Source organism: Gloeobacter kilaueensis JS1 (assembly GCF_000484535.1).
Taxonomy (GTDB): domain Bacteria; phylum Cyanobacteriota; class Cyanobacteriia; order Gloeobacterales; family Gloeobacteraceae; genus Gloeobacter; species Gloeobacter kilaueensis.
The window spans coordinates 1788019-1806034 of sequence record NC_022600.1; the positions used below are offsets into that span (position 1 = coordinate 1788019).

Below are 18016 nucleotides of genomic sequence, written 5' to 3' on the forward strand. Positions count from 1 at the left end.
AGCACCAACCACCCGTCGCCCACGACAGGCGACGGGTCTTTTTTCGATTTCCAGATTGCTTCGGAGGCCCAGATGATTCAACATGCACTGAACTTTTTCAAAGCAGCGATTCCGGTGGTGGCTATTTCCACTCCCGCCCCGGAGGAGCTGTCCGCCATCGAGCGCATCGTCCGCGACATCGCCGAACCGCTCAACCGACCGGTCTTCCTCTGGGATTTCGGGCGTGGCCTGCAGAAAGTCACCGTCGGCGACAGTGGGGTGAAGATCGATGTTCAAGACAGCACAAGGGACGATCCGCTCACCGTCCTTCCTTTCATCGCCGACTACCCCGACCCGGCCATCTTTGTGCTGCTGGACTTCCATCCCTTCCTTACGGGCGAACGGATGGATCTGCGGGTGGTCCGCACCCTCAAAAATCTCTGCTTCGCCCTCAAGCAGAGCCGCAAACGTCTGATCCTGTTGGGTCAAGATGTTCGGTTGCCGGACGAATTCGGCGGTCTGATTCAGGAGTTGCACAATCCCCTGCCTGATGCTATCCGCGTCCGCTCCTGCGTGGAATCGGTGCTCACCCAGCTTCATACCCGGCGCGGCATTGCTGTTCCCAAAGACGACGAGCAGCTCCAGCGGCTGGTGCGCTCTGCCCAGGGACTCACCGAGGAGGAGATCTCAGATGCCCTGCGCCTCGCGGGCCTCACCGAGGGGGCGATCGACGAGACCAGTGCCGATGTCGTCCGCTCGATGAAGATCGCCAAACTCCGCAAGTTGGGAGTCGAGTTCAGCGAGCCACCCAGCTACGCGGTCGGCGGCCTGGAGAGCCTCAAACTCTGGATCGCCAAGCGCACACGCCTCTTCTCCGCACAGGGCAGTGCGGCTAACATCCCGCCGGTCAAGGGACTGCTGCTGGTCGGTCCTCCTGGTGCCGGTAAATCCCTCGTCTCTCGAACGATCGCCCAGCAATGGGGCATCCCCAACCTGGCCGTCGATGTCGGCAGCCTCTACGGCGGCATAGTGGGCGAAAGTGAGAGCAACCTGCGCAATCTGCTGCGCGCCGCCGAAGCCTGCGCCCCAGCGGTTCTATTCATGGATGAGATCGACAAGGCTTTTGCCGGTGTCGGCGGCCCGTCAGGAGACAGCGGCGTTTCCCAGCGGCTATTTGGCCGCTTTCTCACCTGGCTAAATGACAAGACTGCCCAGGTTTTCGTCGTCGCCACCGCCAACAATGTGCTCGGCCTGCCGCCGGAGCTGTTGCGCAAGGGCCGCTTCGACGAGATCTTCTTCGTCGATCTTCCCGCCTGCCCCGAGCGCGTCGAGATCCTCTCGATCCACCTGCAGCGCTACGGTGCCTGCCTGGATCGCGCATACATCGAAGTCGTCGCTGCGGCGACACGCGGTTTCAGTGGGGCAGAACTGGCCGAGATCGTTAAGGAGGCAGCAATCGAGGCGTTCTACCTCGATGGCCGTCCCAGCAACATCGACCCCGAGCTTCTGCTGAACGCTGCTAAACAGACAGTCCCCCTCTCGAAAAGTCGGGAGGAAGAACTCGGTCGTCTGCGCGATTGGGCCCGCAACAATGCTCGCCAGGCTTCCCCCAGCAGTGACGATGATCCAGCCGGTGGTCATCGCGATGTTTGGGATTGATTACATCTGAAGTGATTTGCTCTACCTGCTGAATCGAATAATTCAGCGGGTCAGTTTTTGCGCGGCCAACAGTTGAGTCTGGCCGCATTTTTCCAGTCCATATTCTCCAGGAGATTGCATCATGAACGCTCCCATCAAACCGCCTGAAATGCTCTTGATCAGCGCTGAGAAACTGTTTCTTGATGTCACCGAACCACTCGACTGCTTCATTGCACTTCAGCTCTGGAGCATCGTTCGTGGCCTCATCTCTACAGCCTACGCTATGGGCTTTGCAGATGGACGAGGTGCATCCGGTGTCTCGATCTGTAGCGAATTCTCCTCTCAGCCTGAAAATCTGGAAAAGTGATTACTCTTTTTCTGAAGAGTCCAGAGTTGCTGTAGCAGCAGATTAGAAAGAGCAGATCTGGTAGGTGCTCAAGCAAACAAAGACATCTCAACAGATGCGCTGGTTTTGATTGCTCGCCTGCCAGAATTTTCTTTCTTTATCTAATAGCTCGCCGAAAAATAAATTTCGGCAAAACTATTGCAAACCTCGCAACCCTGTGCTACTCCTGCAGCTATCGAGCTTGATTAAATTGCAGGCCATGCACCACAGGTTTCTGATACCGCTGTGCCTACTCAGCTGGCTTTTCTCAGATCGTGCATTCTTTGCAATGACAGCTGTCAAGCCTGTGTTCGTTCCATTCCCGCTTTCTCAACTTGCTCAAGGAGGGGTTCGATGAGGTTTATTTTCAGGCATCCCCACCACGCCGCTCAGGTTGCTCAGGCAACCAACTCTCTTCAGGATCCTGACGAACCGAGGGTCGTCGCCTGCATTTCCCGGTTGGTCATCAAGAACGCTGCGGCTCAGCTTGGAGCTGAGGTATGTGCCGTTGGCGAAGCAGAACCGTGTCTGCGCGCTGAGGCTGCCATTTATGGCCTGCGCCTGCCAGGCCGGATACTCCGAGGTATTGACCTGTCAGCCTCGGACTGTCCGGATGCAAATTTCTCAGGTGCTGATCTGAGCGCAGCGCGTCTGACCGACGCTTCACTGCGCCGGAGTCGGTTCGATGGGGCCGTGTTGCATGGAGCCGATCTGCGGGGAGCTGACCTCAGGTGCGCTGAGCTGAATCGGGCGGACCTGCGAGGAGCCGATCTCGCCGGAGCGAATCTCGAAGGTGCTTCCCTCACCTCGGCTCTTTTGCCTGGACGGCTTGCTGGCGTGCATGCCCCGGATATCGTCCTGCGTGGCCATATCCTGCCCGGTTGTGATCTCCGCCGCGCCTATCTGTCCCGCTCCTGGCTCACGAACTGCAATCTGAGCGCTGCCGATCTGACGAACGCAAAGCTGTACCGGAGTTGCCTCTCGCGGATCAATTTTCGCGATGCTCGCCTCTGTCGGGCCGATCTCCGCAATGCCACCTTCGTAGGAGTCGATCTGACTGGCGCGGATCTCAGCGCTGCTCTGCTCGAAGGCGTCCGCTTTGACGGATGCAACCTGGAGCGGGTCCAGTTGCCCAAAGCACACCTGGATCGGCAGTTGCTGCGCGCCGGACGCCTGCGGGCAGCAAACCTTTGCGGTGCGCGCCTCGCGGGTTCTGATTTTGCCCATGCCGATCTTGCCTCTGCCCAACTGGCTCAGGCCGATCTCTCCGACTGCGACTTCACGGGGGCCAACCTGCGCGGAGCCTGTCTGCGCGGAGCCTGCCTGCTCGGCAGCTGCTTCGAGCGGGCCGACCTCACCGACGCGGATCTGAGCGGCGCTCAATTGCAGGAGACGAATTTCGACGAAGCCATCCTCGAACGGGCCTGCCTGGCCAACTGTTTCCTGAGCCTTGTAAGTGCTGTGCGAATTTACGCCCCTTTCTGTGATCTGTCTGGGGCAGAGCTTCTGAACGCTTCGCTCGAATCTTCTCACCTCATCGGAGCATCCTTTGCCGGTGCTCACATCTACGCCTGCGATCTACGCGCCGCCGCCCTCGATCCTGGCCAGTTGCGCGCTGCTGCTCGGGTTCACAGTTGCTGGCTCGACGCCCAGCACTCTGTCCCTCCCACCCTGTCCTCTGTCGCCTACCTGCCCCCGCGCTCCGAAGCTTGAAAGCCTTGAATCCCCGATTCCATCACCAACCCACTTTTTTCAGGAGGTTCCTATGAAAACCCTCACCAGTCAGAAGTGCCCCACCTGTGACTACCACCGCTTGCTCGTGCGCGAAGGCCCAGATCTGGTCATCGTTCTGCCGGAGCCGGGCGATCCTCGCCTCGAAAGCGCGATCGTCGCACTGCCCGGTGACTACCAGGAAGCTGAGCAGGAAGCCTGGTCGATTATCGCGGCACGGCCCGACCTGGCTCTGCTGCTCCCCCGGCGCTGATTACATCCGGAGGACACCACCATGCAGACTTCCACTTCCCAACCCTCGCCTATCAGCGCGCTGCTGGATGCCTGGGCGATTGTCCTGAGCTACCGACAGCACCTGAACATCCTGGCCGGGGCGGTCAGCCCCGACTTTGTGATCAGCGTCGGCTCCGGCAACCGCTGCAGCCTTGTCTGGCAGACTTTCACCTACGACTTGCCGCCCTTCTCGGCGGAGCGCATCCCTGTCGCATTCCGGGAAGCCTGGTGCCTGGGTCACTACGACGGTTCGATGTTCCTGCCCCAGGATCCGCCCTCTGAACCACCTGCGCATCGAGAAGCTTACCTGCTGGGTCACGCTGCCGGTGAGGCGCAATCCTGCGGCCTGCCAGTCTTTCCACCAGATTTGACTTCCCTGGTGCCGGGCTCCCTTCCCAATCCCATCAGCTAAAACCCAACTCACTGGAGCAGCCTTATGTTCACAATCACGACAACTACCGCCGTTTTCGCCCGACAGCTTGCGACCGTTGCCCGGATCGTTCCCTCCAGAACAAACGACCCTATTTTGACAAACGTCCTCTGTCGCGCAGATCGTTCACCGTTCCCCCAGGTTACGCTCATCGGTTTTGATCTTGAGCTGGGTATCGAGACCAGATTTGAAGCCGGTGTGTCTGCCGCCGGCACCACCACATTGCCTGCTCGCTTGCTCGCCGACATCCTTACCCAGCTCCCCAATGAACCCCTGACGATTGAGGTGTCGGACACTCACGGCATCGACATCCGTTGCCCCTCCGGGCATTACCAGCTCCAGGGTGCTTCTGCTGAGGAGTTCCCCAGCTTGCCCAGGATCGACTCCACTCCGCTTGTACTTCCATTGCCGGTCCTGCAGTCTGGCTTTGGGCTCACTGTGTTTTCCGCTTCTACCGAAAAGACCAAACAGATACTCAACAGCGTCTGCCTGAGAGGACTACCCGATGGCCTTGAATTCGTTGCCATAGACGGACATCGTCTGGCGTATCGCTATATCGAACTCCAGACTCCCGTCACCGACATCACCCTGGTCTTGCCTCGACGCTCCGTGCGTGAACTCCAGAAGCTGTTGGTTAAACAGAACGCCGATTCTGTCAGGCTGCTTTTCGACGAAAAGCACATGAGCTTTCAATTTCCCAAACAGATCCTCACTACCAGGCTTTTGTCTGGTCGCTATCCCGAGTATCCGCGTCTCCTTCCCCAGTCCTTCAAAATCACGGTCGAGGCCGATCGCAGAACCTTGTGTTCTGCTCTTGAACGCATTGCTGTCATTGCCTCACAGAAGCACCACATCTGTAAGTTTGAACTCTCTTCAAGTGGTGCCCTCACCCTTTCCGTCAATGCCCTGGATAAAGGTCAGGCTCGCCAGACCGTCTTCGTCGATTATGCTGGCCCGGAATTTACCATCGCCTTCAACTGCAAGTACGTGCTTGAGGGTCTCAAGACCTTTGATTCTCGAAAAGTAGTCCTCAATTTCAATGGTCCCGACAATCCTGCGGTCTTCTCACCGTCAGGTGACGAACTCCATCATCGCTATTTGGTCATGTCAGTCTCCCTCAGAAATGCTTGAGCGCCCGCCTGTCTGTTCATCACCCCCAGGTCCGGTGATCTGGGGGTTTTTCGTTATGGAGAATTGCCTGATCGAGACTTTGGAACAGGCAATCGACTTCCTCCTGATTTTCATTTCAAGGAGAGGCACATGTACCTGATCGTTCAATTTTGCCTGGCTGGCGATTGTTTGCCCCATCTGCTCATCGCGGAACCGATCGCAGATGACTCTGCGATTGCGCCCGCCCTTCAGCAGACCTTGAATCTGCTCAAAGATTCCAGGCTCATTGCCGAACCGGAGCTGGTCCTCGACGAGCTTCCTGACGAAATTGCTGAGTTTGCCAGCACTGCTTTGATTCAGCGCCAATTGCGCGGACCCTGGACTGTCTACTCTGCCCAAACAGCAGCGAAACAGATGCTGGGTAAGCCCCTGGCCTTCGCCTACGCGAGAAAGCTGGGTCTATTCGAGCCTCTTCCAGCCGATGTTCCCCCAAAGATTCCGGCTTCCCTGCCGGCACCCCTGCCATCCAGCCCACCGTCGGAACCAGAACCGATACCAGCTCCAGAAGAGCCACTACCTGCTGCACCTGCGGTTGCAGCTCCCGATATTCCGGCTCCTGCCTCCACCGCTGAACCAGTTCACCCCCTCGATGCCGCCGAATACCTCGATGATCCTGACGAAGGCGAATGCTCCGAACCGGAAACAGAAAGCTGCGATTCTCCAGCAACTCTGGTGAGCCTGCCAGATTCCACACTCACCGAAGAGCAGCCAGTAGCACCTTCCGAAGCAACCCAACCTGCACAACCCTTCGAGGCCGTCTTTCCTGTTTCTGATACACAGCCTGTAGAGGAAATACCTCCGCCCGAGCAGCCAGATCTGCCTGCACAACTGCCCAGGACTGTGCTTACCGGAACGACCGAGGTCAAATTCAACGCAGCGGACGAAGCTTACGATTTCGAGCGCTGCACTGTCACTCTTACACTGCAGCTGCTGCCCGACGACGGGAATGCTCTGGGTCGCCAGGTTGTCTGCGGCGTCCGCAGCCACAACGATCCGCCCATTATCGACACCCTGCGATTGTCAGAGCTTCAACTTCCCCCAGTTTTGACCAGCCTGCTGGAGCAACTGGCAGCCACCTATCCCGCTCGTCAGATTGCCCGGCAGAGACGAACCGTGTCAGCAGCGCCGCGCTCAGCAAATGGCAAGAACTCGCAGACGACCAGCACTTCGCCCAGGAATCGGCGATCGAAAACCCCTACGACACCTCCTTCAACCAGGCCCGCTGCACCACTCCCGCCCCTTTCTTCGGTCCCACTTTCAGCCGGTGAAGCCACTGAAGCTGATAAAGCCAATCAGCTCCCCATCTTTTGACGAATTCAAGGAGACTACTCATGGAATCGCAAAATCCACAATCTCAGATGCTCATCCAGTCCGCCGTCGTGCTCTACGACGGGCAGCAGATCCCTATCGGCCTCGATATTGCTCAGGACGACGAACTGCTGGTCAAGGCTCTCGTTCCCTATTTTCCCGAGGTGACAAATGCCTCGATCACTCGGGCCGTGAAGGGCGCAGTGCTGGAGATTGCCCTCTCCAAGCGAGCCGGCCACAAGGGGAACACAGTCACAAACTTTTTTTCAGCATTGAGCGAACTTTCCGAGAGCATCAATCCGATCGTGCTTCTCTACCGCGAATGGCAGGAACGTGAGGCGACCGGCAACTTCAGCCTTGATCAGAAGATCGAAATGATCCCTCGCCTGGAAGCCACCCTCACCGAAGGCACTGCGCTCAAGGACGAAGTCGATGCCATCTTCGCCGCCGTCGCCCTTTGCAAACCCATTCCGGCTCTGCAGGCACCGATGGGCTTCTAATCTGAAAAAAACCGTTGGTGGCTCTGTTGAAGCTGGACGTCTCGGGCGAGGATGGGGAACGACGCTCACCTGCATGATAAAGGTTGCAGTCTCTCTATCGGGCACAAAACTCCTCGCCTCAGAGGGGGAGCTGGAACCTTGCGTTTGTCTGGCAATTTACCGACTGAAGGACACCGTCCATGCCTCAGCTGTATCTGCTCGGCGGCCCTAACGGTGCGGGCAAGACCACCAGTGCTTACGCGTTGCTCCGCAGTGAACTCTCAGCAATCGAATTCGTCAACGCTGATATCATTGCCGCCCGGCTCAACCCTGCCCATCCTGAATCAGTAGCCTTCCGGGCAGGGCGAATGATGCTGGAGCGCCTGGAGCAACTCATCCTCTACGGCAGCGACTTTATCTTCGAATCCACTCTTGCCTCCCGCAGCTTTGCTCGGCTCCTGCTGCGGTGCCGGGAGCGGGCCTACTTTGTCAACCTGCTCTATTTCTGGCTGGATTCACCAGAACTGGCGGTGAGCCGGGTGGCAAATCGGGTGCGCTCGGGTGGTCACTTTGTTGCTCCCGAAGATGTCCGCAGGCGCTACGATCGTAGTATCGCCAACCTGCGTGAGCTGTACATTCCCCTGGCGGACAGTTGGAGAGTTTACGATAACTCTTGCGAAACGGCCCGAAAGCTGGCTGAAGGCAACCGGACAGACAGCATCACTATCTACGACCAGCAGGGCTGGCAGTCGCTTACAGGAGCAGAAGATGTCTGAGCCTCCCAAGGTAGTTCCCACCCGTGAAGAAGATGCTGTACCAGTCGAGCCGTCAATAGCCGGCGACCGCATCGACCAGCTCGTTTACGAAGGGCTGAGAAATGCTGTCATTGAACACGCTACTGCCGGTCGTTCGGTACCGGTGTCGAGGAACGGCAAGGTGGTTTGGCTGACGCCCGAGGAACTCCTCCAGGGCGAGTCCCATTCAAGCGGCTCTTGTTGCTGAGCGAGCGAGACGACGAGAGCGGCGTCACACACCTGAACCCCATACCAAGGCTCCAACCGTCTGCGATTGGAGCCTTTTTTCGATCGAGGATTTTCGGATGCAAATCTGTCTTGCCTTTGGGTATTCCCGTTGGCTTTCAAATCTCATGAGGTTCTCGAATCGTGAACAGTCCTGTCTGCTGCCCACCGGCTCTCGCTGTCGGTGATTGCCTGCTGTTCTTCGAGCGACTGCTCGACCGGTTGCCCATCGCTGCTGCCGGTGGGTGTATCGAGGCGTTCATCCGCATCCTCAAGCAGCTGGAGTTGATGATCTGCTATCGGCATTTTTTTGCTGAAGAGTATGCCTGCTCCACTGCTTCTTCAGAAATAGGCATCAGCCGCCTCCAAAGAGAGCGGCTTGCCCGCGAGACCAGTGAGTTGCCTGCCTCGCCCCGCGAAATAGAGTTCCTGCGCTTGGTCAACGAGAAGTTGTTTCCGCTCCTCGATGAATATCTGACGGACGACGACTTTGACGTTATTGCGCAACCACAGACAGTACCCATCCCGTGCATCGGTTGGGCTTTCGACTACGAGGCTGACCTTGAAGGCTACAGCTTTCCCTACCGCCTCGCACTCACACTGATCTTGGATGCTATCGAACCTGACGAGGAGGTGCGCCACTTTGCTGAAAGTCTCGTACCTGGTTGCCTCTCGGCTTCTGCTCACTGGTCTTTGTTTCAGACCGCCTGCACTGCTCTGGGTGGACATTACATCGACATCCCCGAACTGTTTGACTCGCTCACTGCCGGTACCGGCAACTTCTGGATCGATTACACACCGGATATATGTGCGGACAACATCGCCTGGACCATCGAACATCTCGACTATCTGCACACGCAGTTTCGTGAGTGCGAAGCGATCATCGCTCGAGTCAGTGCCGCCGCCGAGTGGCTCGGCGAAGATCCTGAGCGATGGCAGCCAGTCCTCGAAGCCTGGGTGCTGGCCGGTCACAGTCAACCCAAGAAAAAGCGTTCTCCATGAAAAGCAAGCTGGTCGATTCGATCATCGACCGAGCCAGATCCCTGCTGGCCCACGTCGATGATCAGTTGATGTTCATCGATCTTTCTGGTTCTGCTGCCCAGTGTCGCTACATCAGTCCGCTCGATTTTCGGGCAGCAGCCAGTAAGATTCCGGCTGAAACCGGCTGGCTGCGGCCAGGGATCGTCCGTTGGGGACGCTCAGGACAGACGTCCTGGTTTGTTCTGTTCATCCCGCCGGGCGTTCACTCGTTTTTTATTCAGGCCCAGGGCAACGCGGTCGAGCAATTTGCGGTACCGATGCCGGGGTTGGTCTACTCCACTTTTCAGCAGCACATGATCTGGGCAATCAAGGAGCAACAATTCAACCCGACTGCTCAGATCTTTCACGTTCCTTTACCCAACATCAGCAGCCGGGGCCTTATCTGCTTTGGCGAAAACACTCGTCCTGATCCCGGCAACCCTGATCGTTGCTGGCAGTTGTTCCTGGCAAGCCCCTTCAACCACCATCAGGCGGACGGCAAGTCCCGCAGCCACCCGAAGAACATCATTCCGAAGCTAACTGCCCTTGCTCAAAGCGAGACAAAGACGTATCCCCTCGATGACCTGATTGCCTGCAATCAGAACGTGGATCAGGCTTTCCAGGCTGCAGGAGGTCACCTGTGATGATTCGCTACCTTCCCCTGGCTGGCCCTTTGCCCCCAGCTTTGCCCTACGGCTGGGATTATCTCTTTGCTCAGGACGGTGTGGGACTGCGCGCCCGCCGCACTGGCCTGGAAGTCTGTATGCCGCTGAGCTGTGGGGCTATTCGCCTGCAGGGTCTTCGACCCCTTCGGCCTTACTTCTCTCTTGAATATCCCCGCGTCCCGGCCACCTGCCTGCAGGCCATCGTCGCCCACTCCCTGGCCGCCACTGATCACGATGGTCGCCCTCTCGAAGCGTTGTTCTACCTGAAATACAGTCTGGGAGCCTGGCAGTTGCGCGCCCCGGCGACGAGCGCCACCAGTACCAGCGTTATCGCTGTCGATCGCCATGACAGCGACGCCGATGTCGAGTTGCATAGCCATCACGCCATGACGCCCCGCTTCTCGCTGCGCGACGACGAGGAGGAACAGGGTTTTCGCATCTACGCCGTCATCGGCCACTTGTTTACGACCCCGGCTCTCCACGTCCGGGTTGGCTGTTTTGGCCACTTCTGGTCCATCCCGGCGGCCAGCGTCTTCGAGATGCCTGTCGATATCATCGACTACCTGGAGATTCAGAATGGTTGATCTCTCCTATGCCAGAGCCGTGCCTCTCCTCACCCTCAAGGCCCGCCAGACAACCATTGTCCAGGTAGGGGCGGGCGGCACCGGTGGCTGGCTGTATCCGCATCTGGTCCGCCTGTTGCGTGTCCTGCTCGATCGCGGTGAGAGTGTGCGGCTGTTGCTGTGCGATCCCGACATCGTCGAGGAGAGCAATCTGATCCGGCAGAATTTCTGTGCTGCCGAACTCGGTATGAACAAGGCCGAGGCTCTTGCTTTTCGCTACCAGGCCGCCTGGGGTCTGGAATTGCCCGCGCTGAACGTTCCTTTTTCCCGGAAGATCCTGGGTGACAACTTCCAGTACGCCCACGACCACTTCTTTGTGATCGTCGGCTGTGTGGACAACGCCGCCGCTCGCCTGACGATCCACCAGTTGCTACTCAATATCGCGACAAGGAGCAACGTATCGAATATTCTCTGGATAGATGCGGGCAACCACGTAGACACGGGCCAGGTGCTCGTGGGCAACATCGCCGAACCGGACCTGCTCGCCCATAGCTTCGATACACCTGGCCATTCCCACTGCGCTCTGCTGCCCTCCCCGGCCCTGCAGCATCCGGAACTACTCGTCCCCCAGCTGGAGGAGAATCCTGACGCTGATCTCAGCTGCGAGGAGTTGCTCCGCCTGAAAACCCAGAGCCTCACTATCAATCTGGCAATGGCTTCTCTGGCAGCCGATTACCTGCTGCACCTGCTGGTCACCCGCAACCTCCGGCGCTTCGCCTCGTACCTCGATATCCCGAGTGGAGCCCGCCGCAACCGGTACAACACCCCCGAGCACCTCGCTGCTGCTGTCGGCCTCTCGCCGGACAGCCTCTTTTCTGCTGCAGGTGCCGCTATCGAATAACAGCAAATTCCTGCTCCCCGGTCCCTGCTGCCCCTGAACGAAAGATTGCATCCCTGGCCCGGCCTTCATCGGTCGGGCCTTTTGCTTTGGAGATAGAACGATGACGAACTGGAGACTCGCTGATGAGCCTGGCAGCCTCGAAAGTCTGCGCCGCGAGGTTGAGAAAGAACGCAGCAACCGCAAGATCCGGCCCGATTTTGTCTGCGCACCCCTGCAGCCCGGCTGGATGCGGCCCCTGCTCTTTGAGATGGACACGATACTCTGGGGCCGCTGGGAGTACTGGCTGCAGACTCAGGAGGCTGGCCATCTGCTGGAACGCCTGATTCCTCAGATCGCATTTCTCGATGACAGCCACAATTACGCTCGCCGGATGATAGAGCGCTGCCTCGATGCTATCGGTTGCGGCTGGTCAGGCTGGAGCAGCTGGTCGAATTTCAATACTCTGCTCGACTGGATTCTGTTCGGCTTGGGCCACGGTAATGCCCACACCCCGCCGCCACTGGACCAGCGCATTCAGGGGCAGCTCTACCAGACTTTCGAGCTGGGTGCCCTGCAACTGTGGCCCCACGATTACTGGGGAGCGCTACTTGCCGAGAACCGGCACGGTCGGCACAACGGTTTCTACCCAACTCCGCTTCCAGTCTGCGAGTTGATGGCGAAGATGCTCTTTGTCGAGTCCGGCGATCCTGCCACCGGGAGACCTACCATCTGGCCCGATTGCCGCGCCCGACTGGTCTATGAGCCCTGTGTCGGTACCGGTCGGATGCTCATGGTTGCCAGCAACTACAGCTTGCGCCTCTCAGGCTGCGACATTGACCCTACGGTCCTGAAAGCCTGTCTGGTCAATCTCTGGCTCTACGCGCCCTGGGGCATTGCTCCTTTCAAGTTCCTCGAAGATGACGGACCCATTGATGCTTCTGCAGAGGCAGAGCAGGAGACTACCACAGTCCCAGAACACGCCTGCGCTTCTGACGCTGATGAACCCACACCCATTCTCAGCGGGGTGTCTCATGAAGTCTGAGCCCGATCTTGCTCGCCAACCTGACCCTGACACTTTGACCGATGAGCAGGAGTCGCTCAAAGAATTTTTTCTCACAAGCAACGAGAGCTTCCGCGTCGAAGCGCCGCCCGGTTCGGGCAAGACCCATCTTCTGAAGCACCTGCTCCTCGATGCGCCCCATCCCCAGCTGGTCTGCATGTTCAGCCACACGGCCCAGCAAACTCTGGCCAGACGCCTGATGGTCTCACCGGAACCAACTCCCCATCGCGTGACGACCTTTCATTCGATGGCCATGAAATTGACCGAAGTGTGCTGGGAAGTGCTGGGTTTTCCCTCCAAACCACACCACATTCACCTCAACGAACCGCCGGTCACTGCTGAAGACGAGTTTCAGCCCCAGCGCATCGCTGCCCGGCGGGCGCGAGCAACCTTCACTTACAACGATTCGCTGTACTACCTGCTCCAGGTGCTGCGCCGCAAGCTGTTCCGTTTGCGCTATCCGGCCCTGCTGGTGGACGAATACCAGGACACCAACGCGGTGCAGTGGGCGATCATCGAGGCTCTGATGGCCCAGGGGCCGCAACGGCTGGTGCTGCTGGGCGACCAGCACCAGTGCATCTATCAGTTTCTGAGCGCTCAGGCGGATCATCCGCTAGCCGAAGGATTGACCGTCAAGCGCCTCACCTACTCGTACCGCTGCCTGAGCCGGGTGTGCGAACTGGCCAGTTACCTCGTGGGCGAACCCTTTCGGGGCAATCCCGGCGGCACTGTCCAGTTGCACCACTTCCAGCGGGTGGGAGAATTCTGTGAACGGGCTACTCGCCTGCTACGTACCCGCGAGGCCCGCTCCGCCGCCATCCTCTGCCGGACCAACCGGATGGTCGATGATGTGCGCGCCTACCTGGCAGCCAACCGTATCCCCGTCGCCGGTAAGACGCCTCCGCTAGCCGTCTCCTTCTGGTCCCATCCTGCAGTGACCTGGGCCATCGACTTTCTGGAAAATCCGCTGCTGCGCTGGCCCACGGCTCTGCCCTATCTCTCGCTGAGCCAGGGGTTCAGGACGCTAGAAGCGATGGAACGCCCGCCCGCTACGCTTCCTTCTGAAGAGGCTGCTCGTGCAATCCAGTTTGCCCGTGCCGTGCAATCGATGCACGACGCTCCAACTGTGCGCGACAGCCTCGAACTGGTGGACTTTCTGCTCACCTTTCCGGCGGACTGGGTCGATTTCATCCACACCCTCAAAACCCAGACAGGTCAGATTCGCTCCCATGCAGACCTGCTCAGGCTGCGCGATACCAAGATCGAGCCCTACAAAAGCCCCGGCGTCGAAGTGCTCACCATTCATGCTTCCAAGGGCCGCGAGTGGCAGCACGTCATCGTCGATGCGGGCCTCCCCGCCAATGCCGTCTGGGCACAGCAAAAGTTCACCGCCTACGTGGGCGTCACCCGCGCCGAAGCGTTCGTGGACGTACTGTGTCCCTACTTCGGCAATAGCTGGGACATCGATCACTTCGCCTTTGACTGATCTGCGGCAAGCAATCAAGTATTGCAAGCCATGCATAAAACATTATGCTATAGGAGGTATTCGAGATGGAGCTTATGGAAGCCCTCGGAATCACCCGTGCATCCCGCACACGCAATCTCGAAATTGGCCGTACCCACTTCTATGGCGGCAGCGGCCCGAGTCGGATCCTGGCTGCCATGGGCGTCGCGTTGCGCTCGATCGGATTGGGTCTGTGCGGCAGCCACTCCCGCGTCCTGCTGGTTCGGCCCGAAGCGGCAACTGGCGAAGGAGCCTGTGCCCTGCATGCCATCCACACCGCGTACCCCCATCTGGTAGACCTCTATCAGGGACCGCATCCTGATTGGGTCGGGGCGGGTCTCATCGCCAGCAACCTCTATCAGCTGATCTTGCTCGATGGTGTCGAAGTGGACGACGCCCTGGCCGCTGCGATCGTCGGAGCACCCCACCCGGTAGAGGTGATCCTCACAGGCGAGCAGTTACCGCCTGCCCTGGCAGGTTCGATCGACCTGCACTCCGAGCACCAGTGTCACTGCCAGACCGGCATTGCCAACACTGCCCTCATCCACGGCGACGGCAAGGGCAAGAGCACCTCCGCCCTCGGCCTGCTGCTGACCGCCGTGAGCCGCATCTTGAGCGGTGAAGATACCCGGCCTGTCTCGCTGATTCAGCTACTGAAAGGAGGAGCGGGCTACAGCCGGGTCGGCCCCTATACAGAAGACCCCGCCATCGCCGCTTTGCAGAGGATGACGGGCCTCGTCGATCACCACCACTTCGGTGATGACCGGGTGATCTTCAAGCGTGTCCCCCCCGATCACCCCAATGTCCGGCGACCCGCCGACTACACAGAAGCCCAGGCCGGTTGGTCCCTGGCCCAGAAGCATCTGCTGAGTGGTCGTTATCAGGCGGTTCTGGTCGATGAACTCAACGTTGCCCTCGACCTTGAATTGCTGGGGGACGAAGGCGAAGGTCAACGCCTGGTGCGATCAGCCATGCTGCTCAAGCAACCCGATGTCGCCTTCATCGCCACTGGCCGCTGCTGGCTGGAGAACCCTCATTCCGAGCAACTGCTCGGTTCCTACCAGCAGCACATCGAGATTCGCAACTCCCACCACTATGGCTGCGCATCGTTGCGGGCCGGTATCGACTGGTAAGCCCCGGACCTTCCTTACGCTATCGGAGGATCACTTCATGGTCCGCGACGACGAACTGGATTGGTGCATCGAGGCCGCCCGTCAGGTCCCTGTTCTCGAAGTGGCTGCCCGCCTCGGCATCGACATCATCCGTTCTCACCCCCGGTATACCCAATGTTACTGCCCCTTCCACGGTGGAGATTCAGGCGTAATTCTGCACGATGGCCGCCGCAATCTGTTCAAGTGCCATGCCGGGTGTGTTCCGAGGAGCCGTGGCGGTCACCAGAAGCAAGCCTTCGATGCCATCGACCTGGTGCAGCAGCTACAGAACCTCTCCTTCCGTGAGGCTCTCGACTACATCCTAGGTACGTTCCCGGCTCAGGGTGCCCCAACTTCTGCCATCCACAACCGACCAAACCGACCGCCACCTCCGCCATCAGCTCCAGAAGAACCCATTCCTATCGAGCGGATCGACGAACTGCACAATCGGTTGATGTTGAGCGTTGAAGGAGAGCAGGCTCTGGCATATCTGGCGGCCCGAGGCATCGAACGCCGCACGGCCCTGCGCTGGCGGCTGGGCCTCAGTCCTCGCTGGGAAGGTTCTCTGGGCGGGCTGTGCCAGGAAGTGCCTGGACTTGTGACGATCCTGGCGGCATTCAAGCGCAAGGGCATCGACCTCCTCCATCAGCACCGGATTCTGGAGCACCTCTGCCTGGGGAAACTCGAAGAACGTCAGGTCTGCTGGTTTGGTAAGCATCTCGATGTCCAGATGCTCATTGAGCGGTATGGCCATGCCCACCACTTTCGCTCCTGGCGCATCTCCATTCCTGTCTGGGAGGATGGCCCTCCCCAGGACGGAGCCGCTCGCTGCTGGGGTTTGCGCTTCCGTCAGGTACCTGGCCTCACCCCCGATCTTCCCGTTCATCCAGGCTGCACACTCATTCACCAGCAGACTGGCATCAAGTACCAGCTCCTGGAGGTTCTTGCCGACGGTCGCTTCCGCCTACGGCTCAAACGCGACAGCGCTGCCGAAGCCTTCACCGCCGATCCTTCCACTTATAGACAGGAGGCGACCAAGTGCTGGGGCCGGGGCACCGTTCGTACCCTGGCTGCCAACCACCGCCACTCGAAGCGCTTTGCCATCGCCGTCGAGGGTGAAATCGACCTGCTCAGTCTGGATCAGGCTCTGCTGGGTACGCCGCTCCACGGCAACTGCTGGCTCATCTCCTCCACCAATGGTGCTGGGAACTTCCCGGCGGAGTGGAGCGAGCCGGATTTCTGGAAACCCTTCTCCAGAATCTTCTTCGCCTACGATCGCGACCGGGCAGGTGAGACAGCCCTGCGCAAGATGCGCGCCGAAGGTGTTGCCCTCGACAGCCGCCCCGTCCCTCACGGCAAGGATTTCAACGACTGGCTCCTGCATCACAGTGGCCACATCCCTCACGATGAACTTCGGATCTGGCTGAGCGACTACACCTGGTATGCGCCCTAACCCTATCTCCATCACAGACGGCAACTCGAATCCTGTTCCGAGTTGCCGTCTGTAAAAAAATTTGCCTATTTGGGCTCTTCTGCTTTTTGCTCGTCTGCCTCGATCGCCGCAATCTCGTTGAGCACCTTGCGCAGCTCCTCAAGCAGCAGATTCTTGCGCTCCCGCAACCGCTGCAACTGCCTACTGCGATCGTCGTGCCTGGCCAGCTCCAACCACCGCTCCTTCTCACTGAGCTGGTCGATCCGCTTGAGAATGTCATCGAGGGCTGCCTCATCCTTAACCTTCTCCAGGCTCAAGCAGACTGTCCTGGGCAGATGCTTGATCTTTTCGATAAAAGGATACTTGGCCAGCTTCATCAGGTTGTAGGCTGTGCGCCCCCGCATCGGATAGCCAGACTCGTTGACGTAGTCAAGCCAGCTCGAGTAGCCGAGAATCTTGTATTTTTCTTCTTCGCTGATCTGCAGGAATAGTCGCCCGAGAGCCAGCCAGTTCGACTCGATGTCCTGCGACAGCTCAAGCGACTGCTCATGAAGCTTTTTTGCTGCTATGACCTTATCAGATGAGGAAACATTCTTATCCTTAGTCACTCTTCCCTCATGGCCTCTCGCAAGCATGCATGGCCTGCAAGCTTGATCATATCCGAAATATGGTGATTCCCGCCGGTCTATTATTCGGGGCACCTCCAAGGCAAGCTGTCTAGTTCTGAGAGCTACCTCATATTTGAGCGCTTTCGCTATTCGCCAAGCCCAAATTAAAATGATATTAGTATGATGCTTCCGAGCGTTCTACATAGAAACAATTATCACCTGATAATTTATTAAGCACGTCTGCTACCAACTTTATCCCATTCTGATCACTCGAGCGTAGAACTTGAAATTTTTCTCTTTTTCTTGTTAGCATAACCCAACTACCATCCGGTATATAGGGAGAGATAGAAAAAATGTTATCAAAAAATAATTTAGGAAGAAAAGAGAAATGATTTAGAAGTTCTACCGTGCTCCATCCCGAGACATCATCAAGAGCAGGTACAAGATTTGCATGAGGAAACCCTGCTGGTGATGGATAAACAAGGATACCGAACCTTATAAAGTTTGTATAGCCATACCATGTCTTAAGAACGCCAAGCCCGTTACCATTCTCATCAAAAGGCTGTACGGGAATAAATCTGCTTAGGTCGGACGCGCCGATAGCTGAGAAAAACGCCCTTTCTGTATCAACAAATAAAGGTTGCTGAGAGAAGAAAGAGTCATGCTGCTCATTGGATATCCAATGGACAAAATCTGCTTGCAAGGAAATCTCGTGAGCCAC

At 58.1% G+C, this 18016-nt stretch carries 19 protein-coding genes and 1 pseudogene; 18 read left to right on the forward strand and 2 right to left on the reverse strand.

Annotation, left to right across the window (positions count from 1 at the left end; translation table 11 throughout):
- Positions 1-72 precede the first annotated feature (72 nt).
- The 18 genes and pseudogenes from GKIL_RS08450 to GKIL_RS24145 all read left to right on the forward strand — a co-directional run bounded on the left by GKIL_RS08450 (position 73) and on the right by GKIL_RS24145 (position 16708).
- Entirely contained in the window at positions 73-1638 is a 1566-nt protein-coding gene (locus GKIL_RS08450) for an AAA family ATPase (RefSeq protein ID WP_023173105.1), read from the forward strand.
- Between the two features lie 121 nt (positions 1639-1759).
- The gene (locus GKIL_RS08455; protein ID WP_023173106.1) at positions 1760-1984 is read left to right on the forward strand and encodes a hypothetical protein; all 225 of its coding nucleotides are present in this window, start codon (positions 1760-1762) and stop codon (positions 1982-1984) included.
- Positions 1985-2356: 372 nt separating this feature from the next.
- Positions 2357-2680: pseudogene (locus GKIL_RS25890) on the forward strand (pentapeptide repeat-containing protein); the annotation flags it as partial.
- A gap of 15 nt (positions 2681-2695) precedes the next feature.
- A complete protein-coding gene (locus GKIL_RS22515) occupies positions 2696-3715 on the forward strand; it encodes a pentapeptide repeat-containing protein (protein ID WP_245595931.1) in 1020 nt (339 codons plus the stop codon).
- Positions 3716-3767: 52 nt separating this feature from the next.
- Positions 3768-3986: a hypothetical protein gene (locus GKIL_RS08465; protein WP_023173108.1), complete on the forward strand. Its 219-nt coding sequence runs from the start codon at positions 3768-3770 to the stop codon at positions 3984-3986.
- A 21-nt stretch (positions 3987-4007) separates the two neighbouring features.
- On the forward strand, positions 4008-4418 hold the full coding sequence (locus GKIL_RS08470) for a hypothetical protein (RefSeq protein WP_023173109.1): 411 nt from the start codon (positions 4008-4010) through the stop codon (positions 4416-4418).
- Positions 4419-4442: 24 nt separating this feature from the next.
- Positions 4443-5567 carry a DNA polymerase III subunit beta gene (dnaN, locus tag GKIL_RS08475; RefSeq protein WP_023173110.1) on the forward strand — a complete coding sequence of 375 codons (1125 nt, stop codon included), beginning with the start codon at positions 4443-4445 and terminating at the stop codon, positions 5565-5567.
- Between the two features lie 129 nt (positions 5568-5696).
- Positions 5697-6917, forward strand: coding sequence for a hypothetical protein (locus GKIL_RS08480; RefSeq protein ID WP_023173111.1), 1221 nt, complete (start codon positions 5697-5699; stop codon positions 6915-6917).
- Positions 6918-6937: 20 nt separating this feature from the next.
- Positions 6938-7414: a hypothetical protein gene (locus tag GKIL_RS22520; RefSeq protein WP_023173112.1), complete on the forward strand. Its 477-nt coding sequence runs from the start codon at positions 6938-6940 to the stop codon at positions 7412-7414.
- 179 nt (positions 7415-7593) lie between these two features.
- Positions 7594-8169, forward strand: coding sequence for an ATPase (locus tag GKIL_RS08490; protein WP_023173113.1), 576 nt, complete (start codon positions 7594-7596; stop codon positions 8167-8169).
- A gap of 387 nt (positions 8170-8556) precedes the next feature.
- Complete coding sequence (locus tag GKIL_RS08495; protein ID WP_023173115.1) at positions 8557-9414, forward strand: hypothetical protein; 858 nt, start codon at positions 8557-8559, stop codon at positions 9412-9414.
- Entirely contained in the window at positions 9411-10076 is a 666-nt protein-coding gene (locus GKIL_RS08500; protein WP_023173116.1) for a hypothetical protein, read from the forward strand. The genes GKIL_RS08495 and GKIL_RS08500 overlap by 4 nt, the downstream gene beginning before the upstream one ends.
- Positions 10076-10681: a hypothetical protein gene (locus tag GKIL_RS08505; RefSeq protein ID WP_023173117.1), complete on the forward strand. Its 606-nt coding sequence runs from the start codon at positions 10076-10078 to the stop codon at positions 10679-10681. Before GKIL_RS08500 ends, GKIL_RS08505 begins: the two co-directional genes overlap by 1 nt.
- Entirely contained in the window at positions 10674-11561 is an 888-nt protein-coding gene (locus tag GKIL_RS08510) for a ThiF family adenylyltransferase (RefSeq protein ID WP_023173118.1), read from the forward strand. The genes GKIL_RS08505 and GKIL_RS08510 overlap by 8 nt, the downstream gene beginning before the upstream one ends.
- A 100-nt stretch (positions 11562-11661) precedes the next feature.
- Positions 11662-12582: a DNA methyltransferase family protein gene (locus tag GKIL_RS25255; protein WP_023173119.1), complete on the forward strand. Its 921-nt coding sequence runs from the start codon at positions 11662-11664 to the stop codon at positions 12580-12582.
- Positions 12572-14086, forward strand: a complete 1515-nt coding sequence (locus GKIL_RS08520) for a UvrD-helicase domain-containing protein (protein WP_023173120.1) — start codon at positions 12572-12574, stop codon at positions 14084-14086. The genes GKIL_RS25255 and GKIL_RS08520 overlap by 11 nt, the downstream gene beginning before the upstream one ends.
- A gap of 65 nt (positions 14087-14151) precedes the next feature.
- Positions 14152-15237 carry a cob(I)yrinic acid a,c-diamide adenosyltransferase gene (locus GKIL_RS08525; protein WP_023173121.1) on the forward strand — a complete coding sequence of 362 codons (1086 nt, stop codon included), beginning with the start codon at positions 14152-14154 and terminating at the stop codon, positions 15235-15237.
- Between the two features lie 37 nt (positions 15238-15274).
- A complete protein-coding gene (locus GKIL_RS24145) occupies positions 15275-16708 on the forward strand; it encodes a toprim domain-containing protein (protein ID WP_023173122.1) in 1434 nt (477 codons plus the stop codon).
- A gap of 65 nt (positions 16709-16773) precedes the next feature.
- On the opposite strand, the gene GKIL_RS08540 is transcribed toward GKIL_RS24145, so the two are convergent.
- On the reverse strand, positions 16774-17295 hold the full coding sequence (locus GKIL_RS08540; protein WP_041243834.1) for a response regulator transcription factor FixJ: 522 nt from the start codon (positions 17293-17295) through the stop codon (positions 16774-16776).
- 175 nt (positions 17296-17470) lie between these two features.
- Positions 17471-18016 (reverse strand): hypothetical protein, encoded by a 546-nt coding sequence (locus GKIL_RS24695; RefSeq protein WP_023173125.1) that lies wholly within the window; start codon positions 18014-18016, stop codon positions 17471-17473.

What these genes read in the sequence shown, in the direction of transcription:
- GKIL_RS08450 (WP_023173105.1), top strand. Translation starts at nt 73, where the DNA reads ATGATTCAACATGCACTGAACTTTTTCAAAGCAGCGATTCCGGTGGTG.
- GKIL_RS08455 (WP_023173106.1), top strand. Translation starts at nt 1,760, where the DNA reads ATGAACGCTCCCATCAAACCGCCTGAAATGCTCTTGATCAGCGCTGAG.
- GKIL_RS08465 (WP_023173108.1), top strand. Translation starts at nt 3,768, where the DNA reads ATGAAAACCCTCACCAGTCAGAAGTGCCCCACCTGTGACTACCACCGC.
- GKIL_RS08470 (WP_023173109.1), top strand. Translation starts at nt 4,008, where the DNA reads ATGCAGACTTCCACTTCCCAACCCTCGCCTATCAGCGCGCTGCTGGAT.
- dnaN (WP_023173110.1), top strand. Translation starts at nt 4,443, where the DNA reads ATGTTCACAATCACGACAACTACCGCCGTTTTCGCCCGACAGCTTGCG.
- GKIL_RS08480 (WP_023173111.1), top strand. Translation starts at nt 5,697, where the DNA reads ATGTACCTGATCGTTCAATTTTGCCTGGCTGGCGATTGTTTGCCCCAT.
- GKIL_RS22520 (WP_023173112.1), top strand. Translation starts at nt 6,938, where the DNA reads ATGGAATCGCAAAATCCACAATCTCAGATGCTCATCCAGTCCGCCGTC.
- GKIL_RS08490 (WP_023173113.1), top strand. Translation starts at nt 7,594, where the DNA reads ATGCCTCAGCTGTATCTGCTCGGCGGCCCTAACGGTGCGGGCAAGACC.
- GKIL_RS08500 (WP_023173116.1), top strand. Translation starts at nt 9,411, where the DNA reads ATGAAAAGCAAGCTGGTCGATTCGATCATCGACCGAGCCAGATCCCTG.
- GKIL_RS08505 (WP_023173117.1), top strand. Translation starts at nt 10,076, where the DNA reads ATGATTCGCTACCTTCCCCTGGCTGGCCCTTTGCCCCCAGCTTTGCCC.
- GKIL_RS08510 (WP_023173118.1), top strand. Translation starts at nt 10,674, where the DNA reads ATGGTTGATCTCTCCTATGCCAGAGCCGTGCCTCTCCTCACCCTCAAG.
- GKIL_RS25255 (WP_023173119.1), top strand. Translation starts at nt 11,662, where the DNA reads ATGACGAACTGGAGACTCGCTGATGAGCCTGGCAGCCTCGAAAGTCTG.
- GKIL_RS08520 (WP_023173120.1), top strand. Translation starts at nt 12,572, where the DNA reads ATGAAGTCTGAGCCCGATCTTGCTCGCCAACCTGACCCTGACACTTTG.
- GKIL_RS08525 (WP_023173121.1), top strand. Translation starts at nt 14,152, where the DNA reads ATGGAGCTTATGGAAGCCCTCGGAATCACCCGTGCATCCCGCACACGC.
- GKIL_RS24145 (WP_023173122.1), top strand. Translation starts at nt 15,275, where the DNA reads ATGGTCCGCGACGACGAACTGGATTGGTGCATCGAGGCCGCCCGTCAG.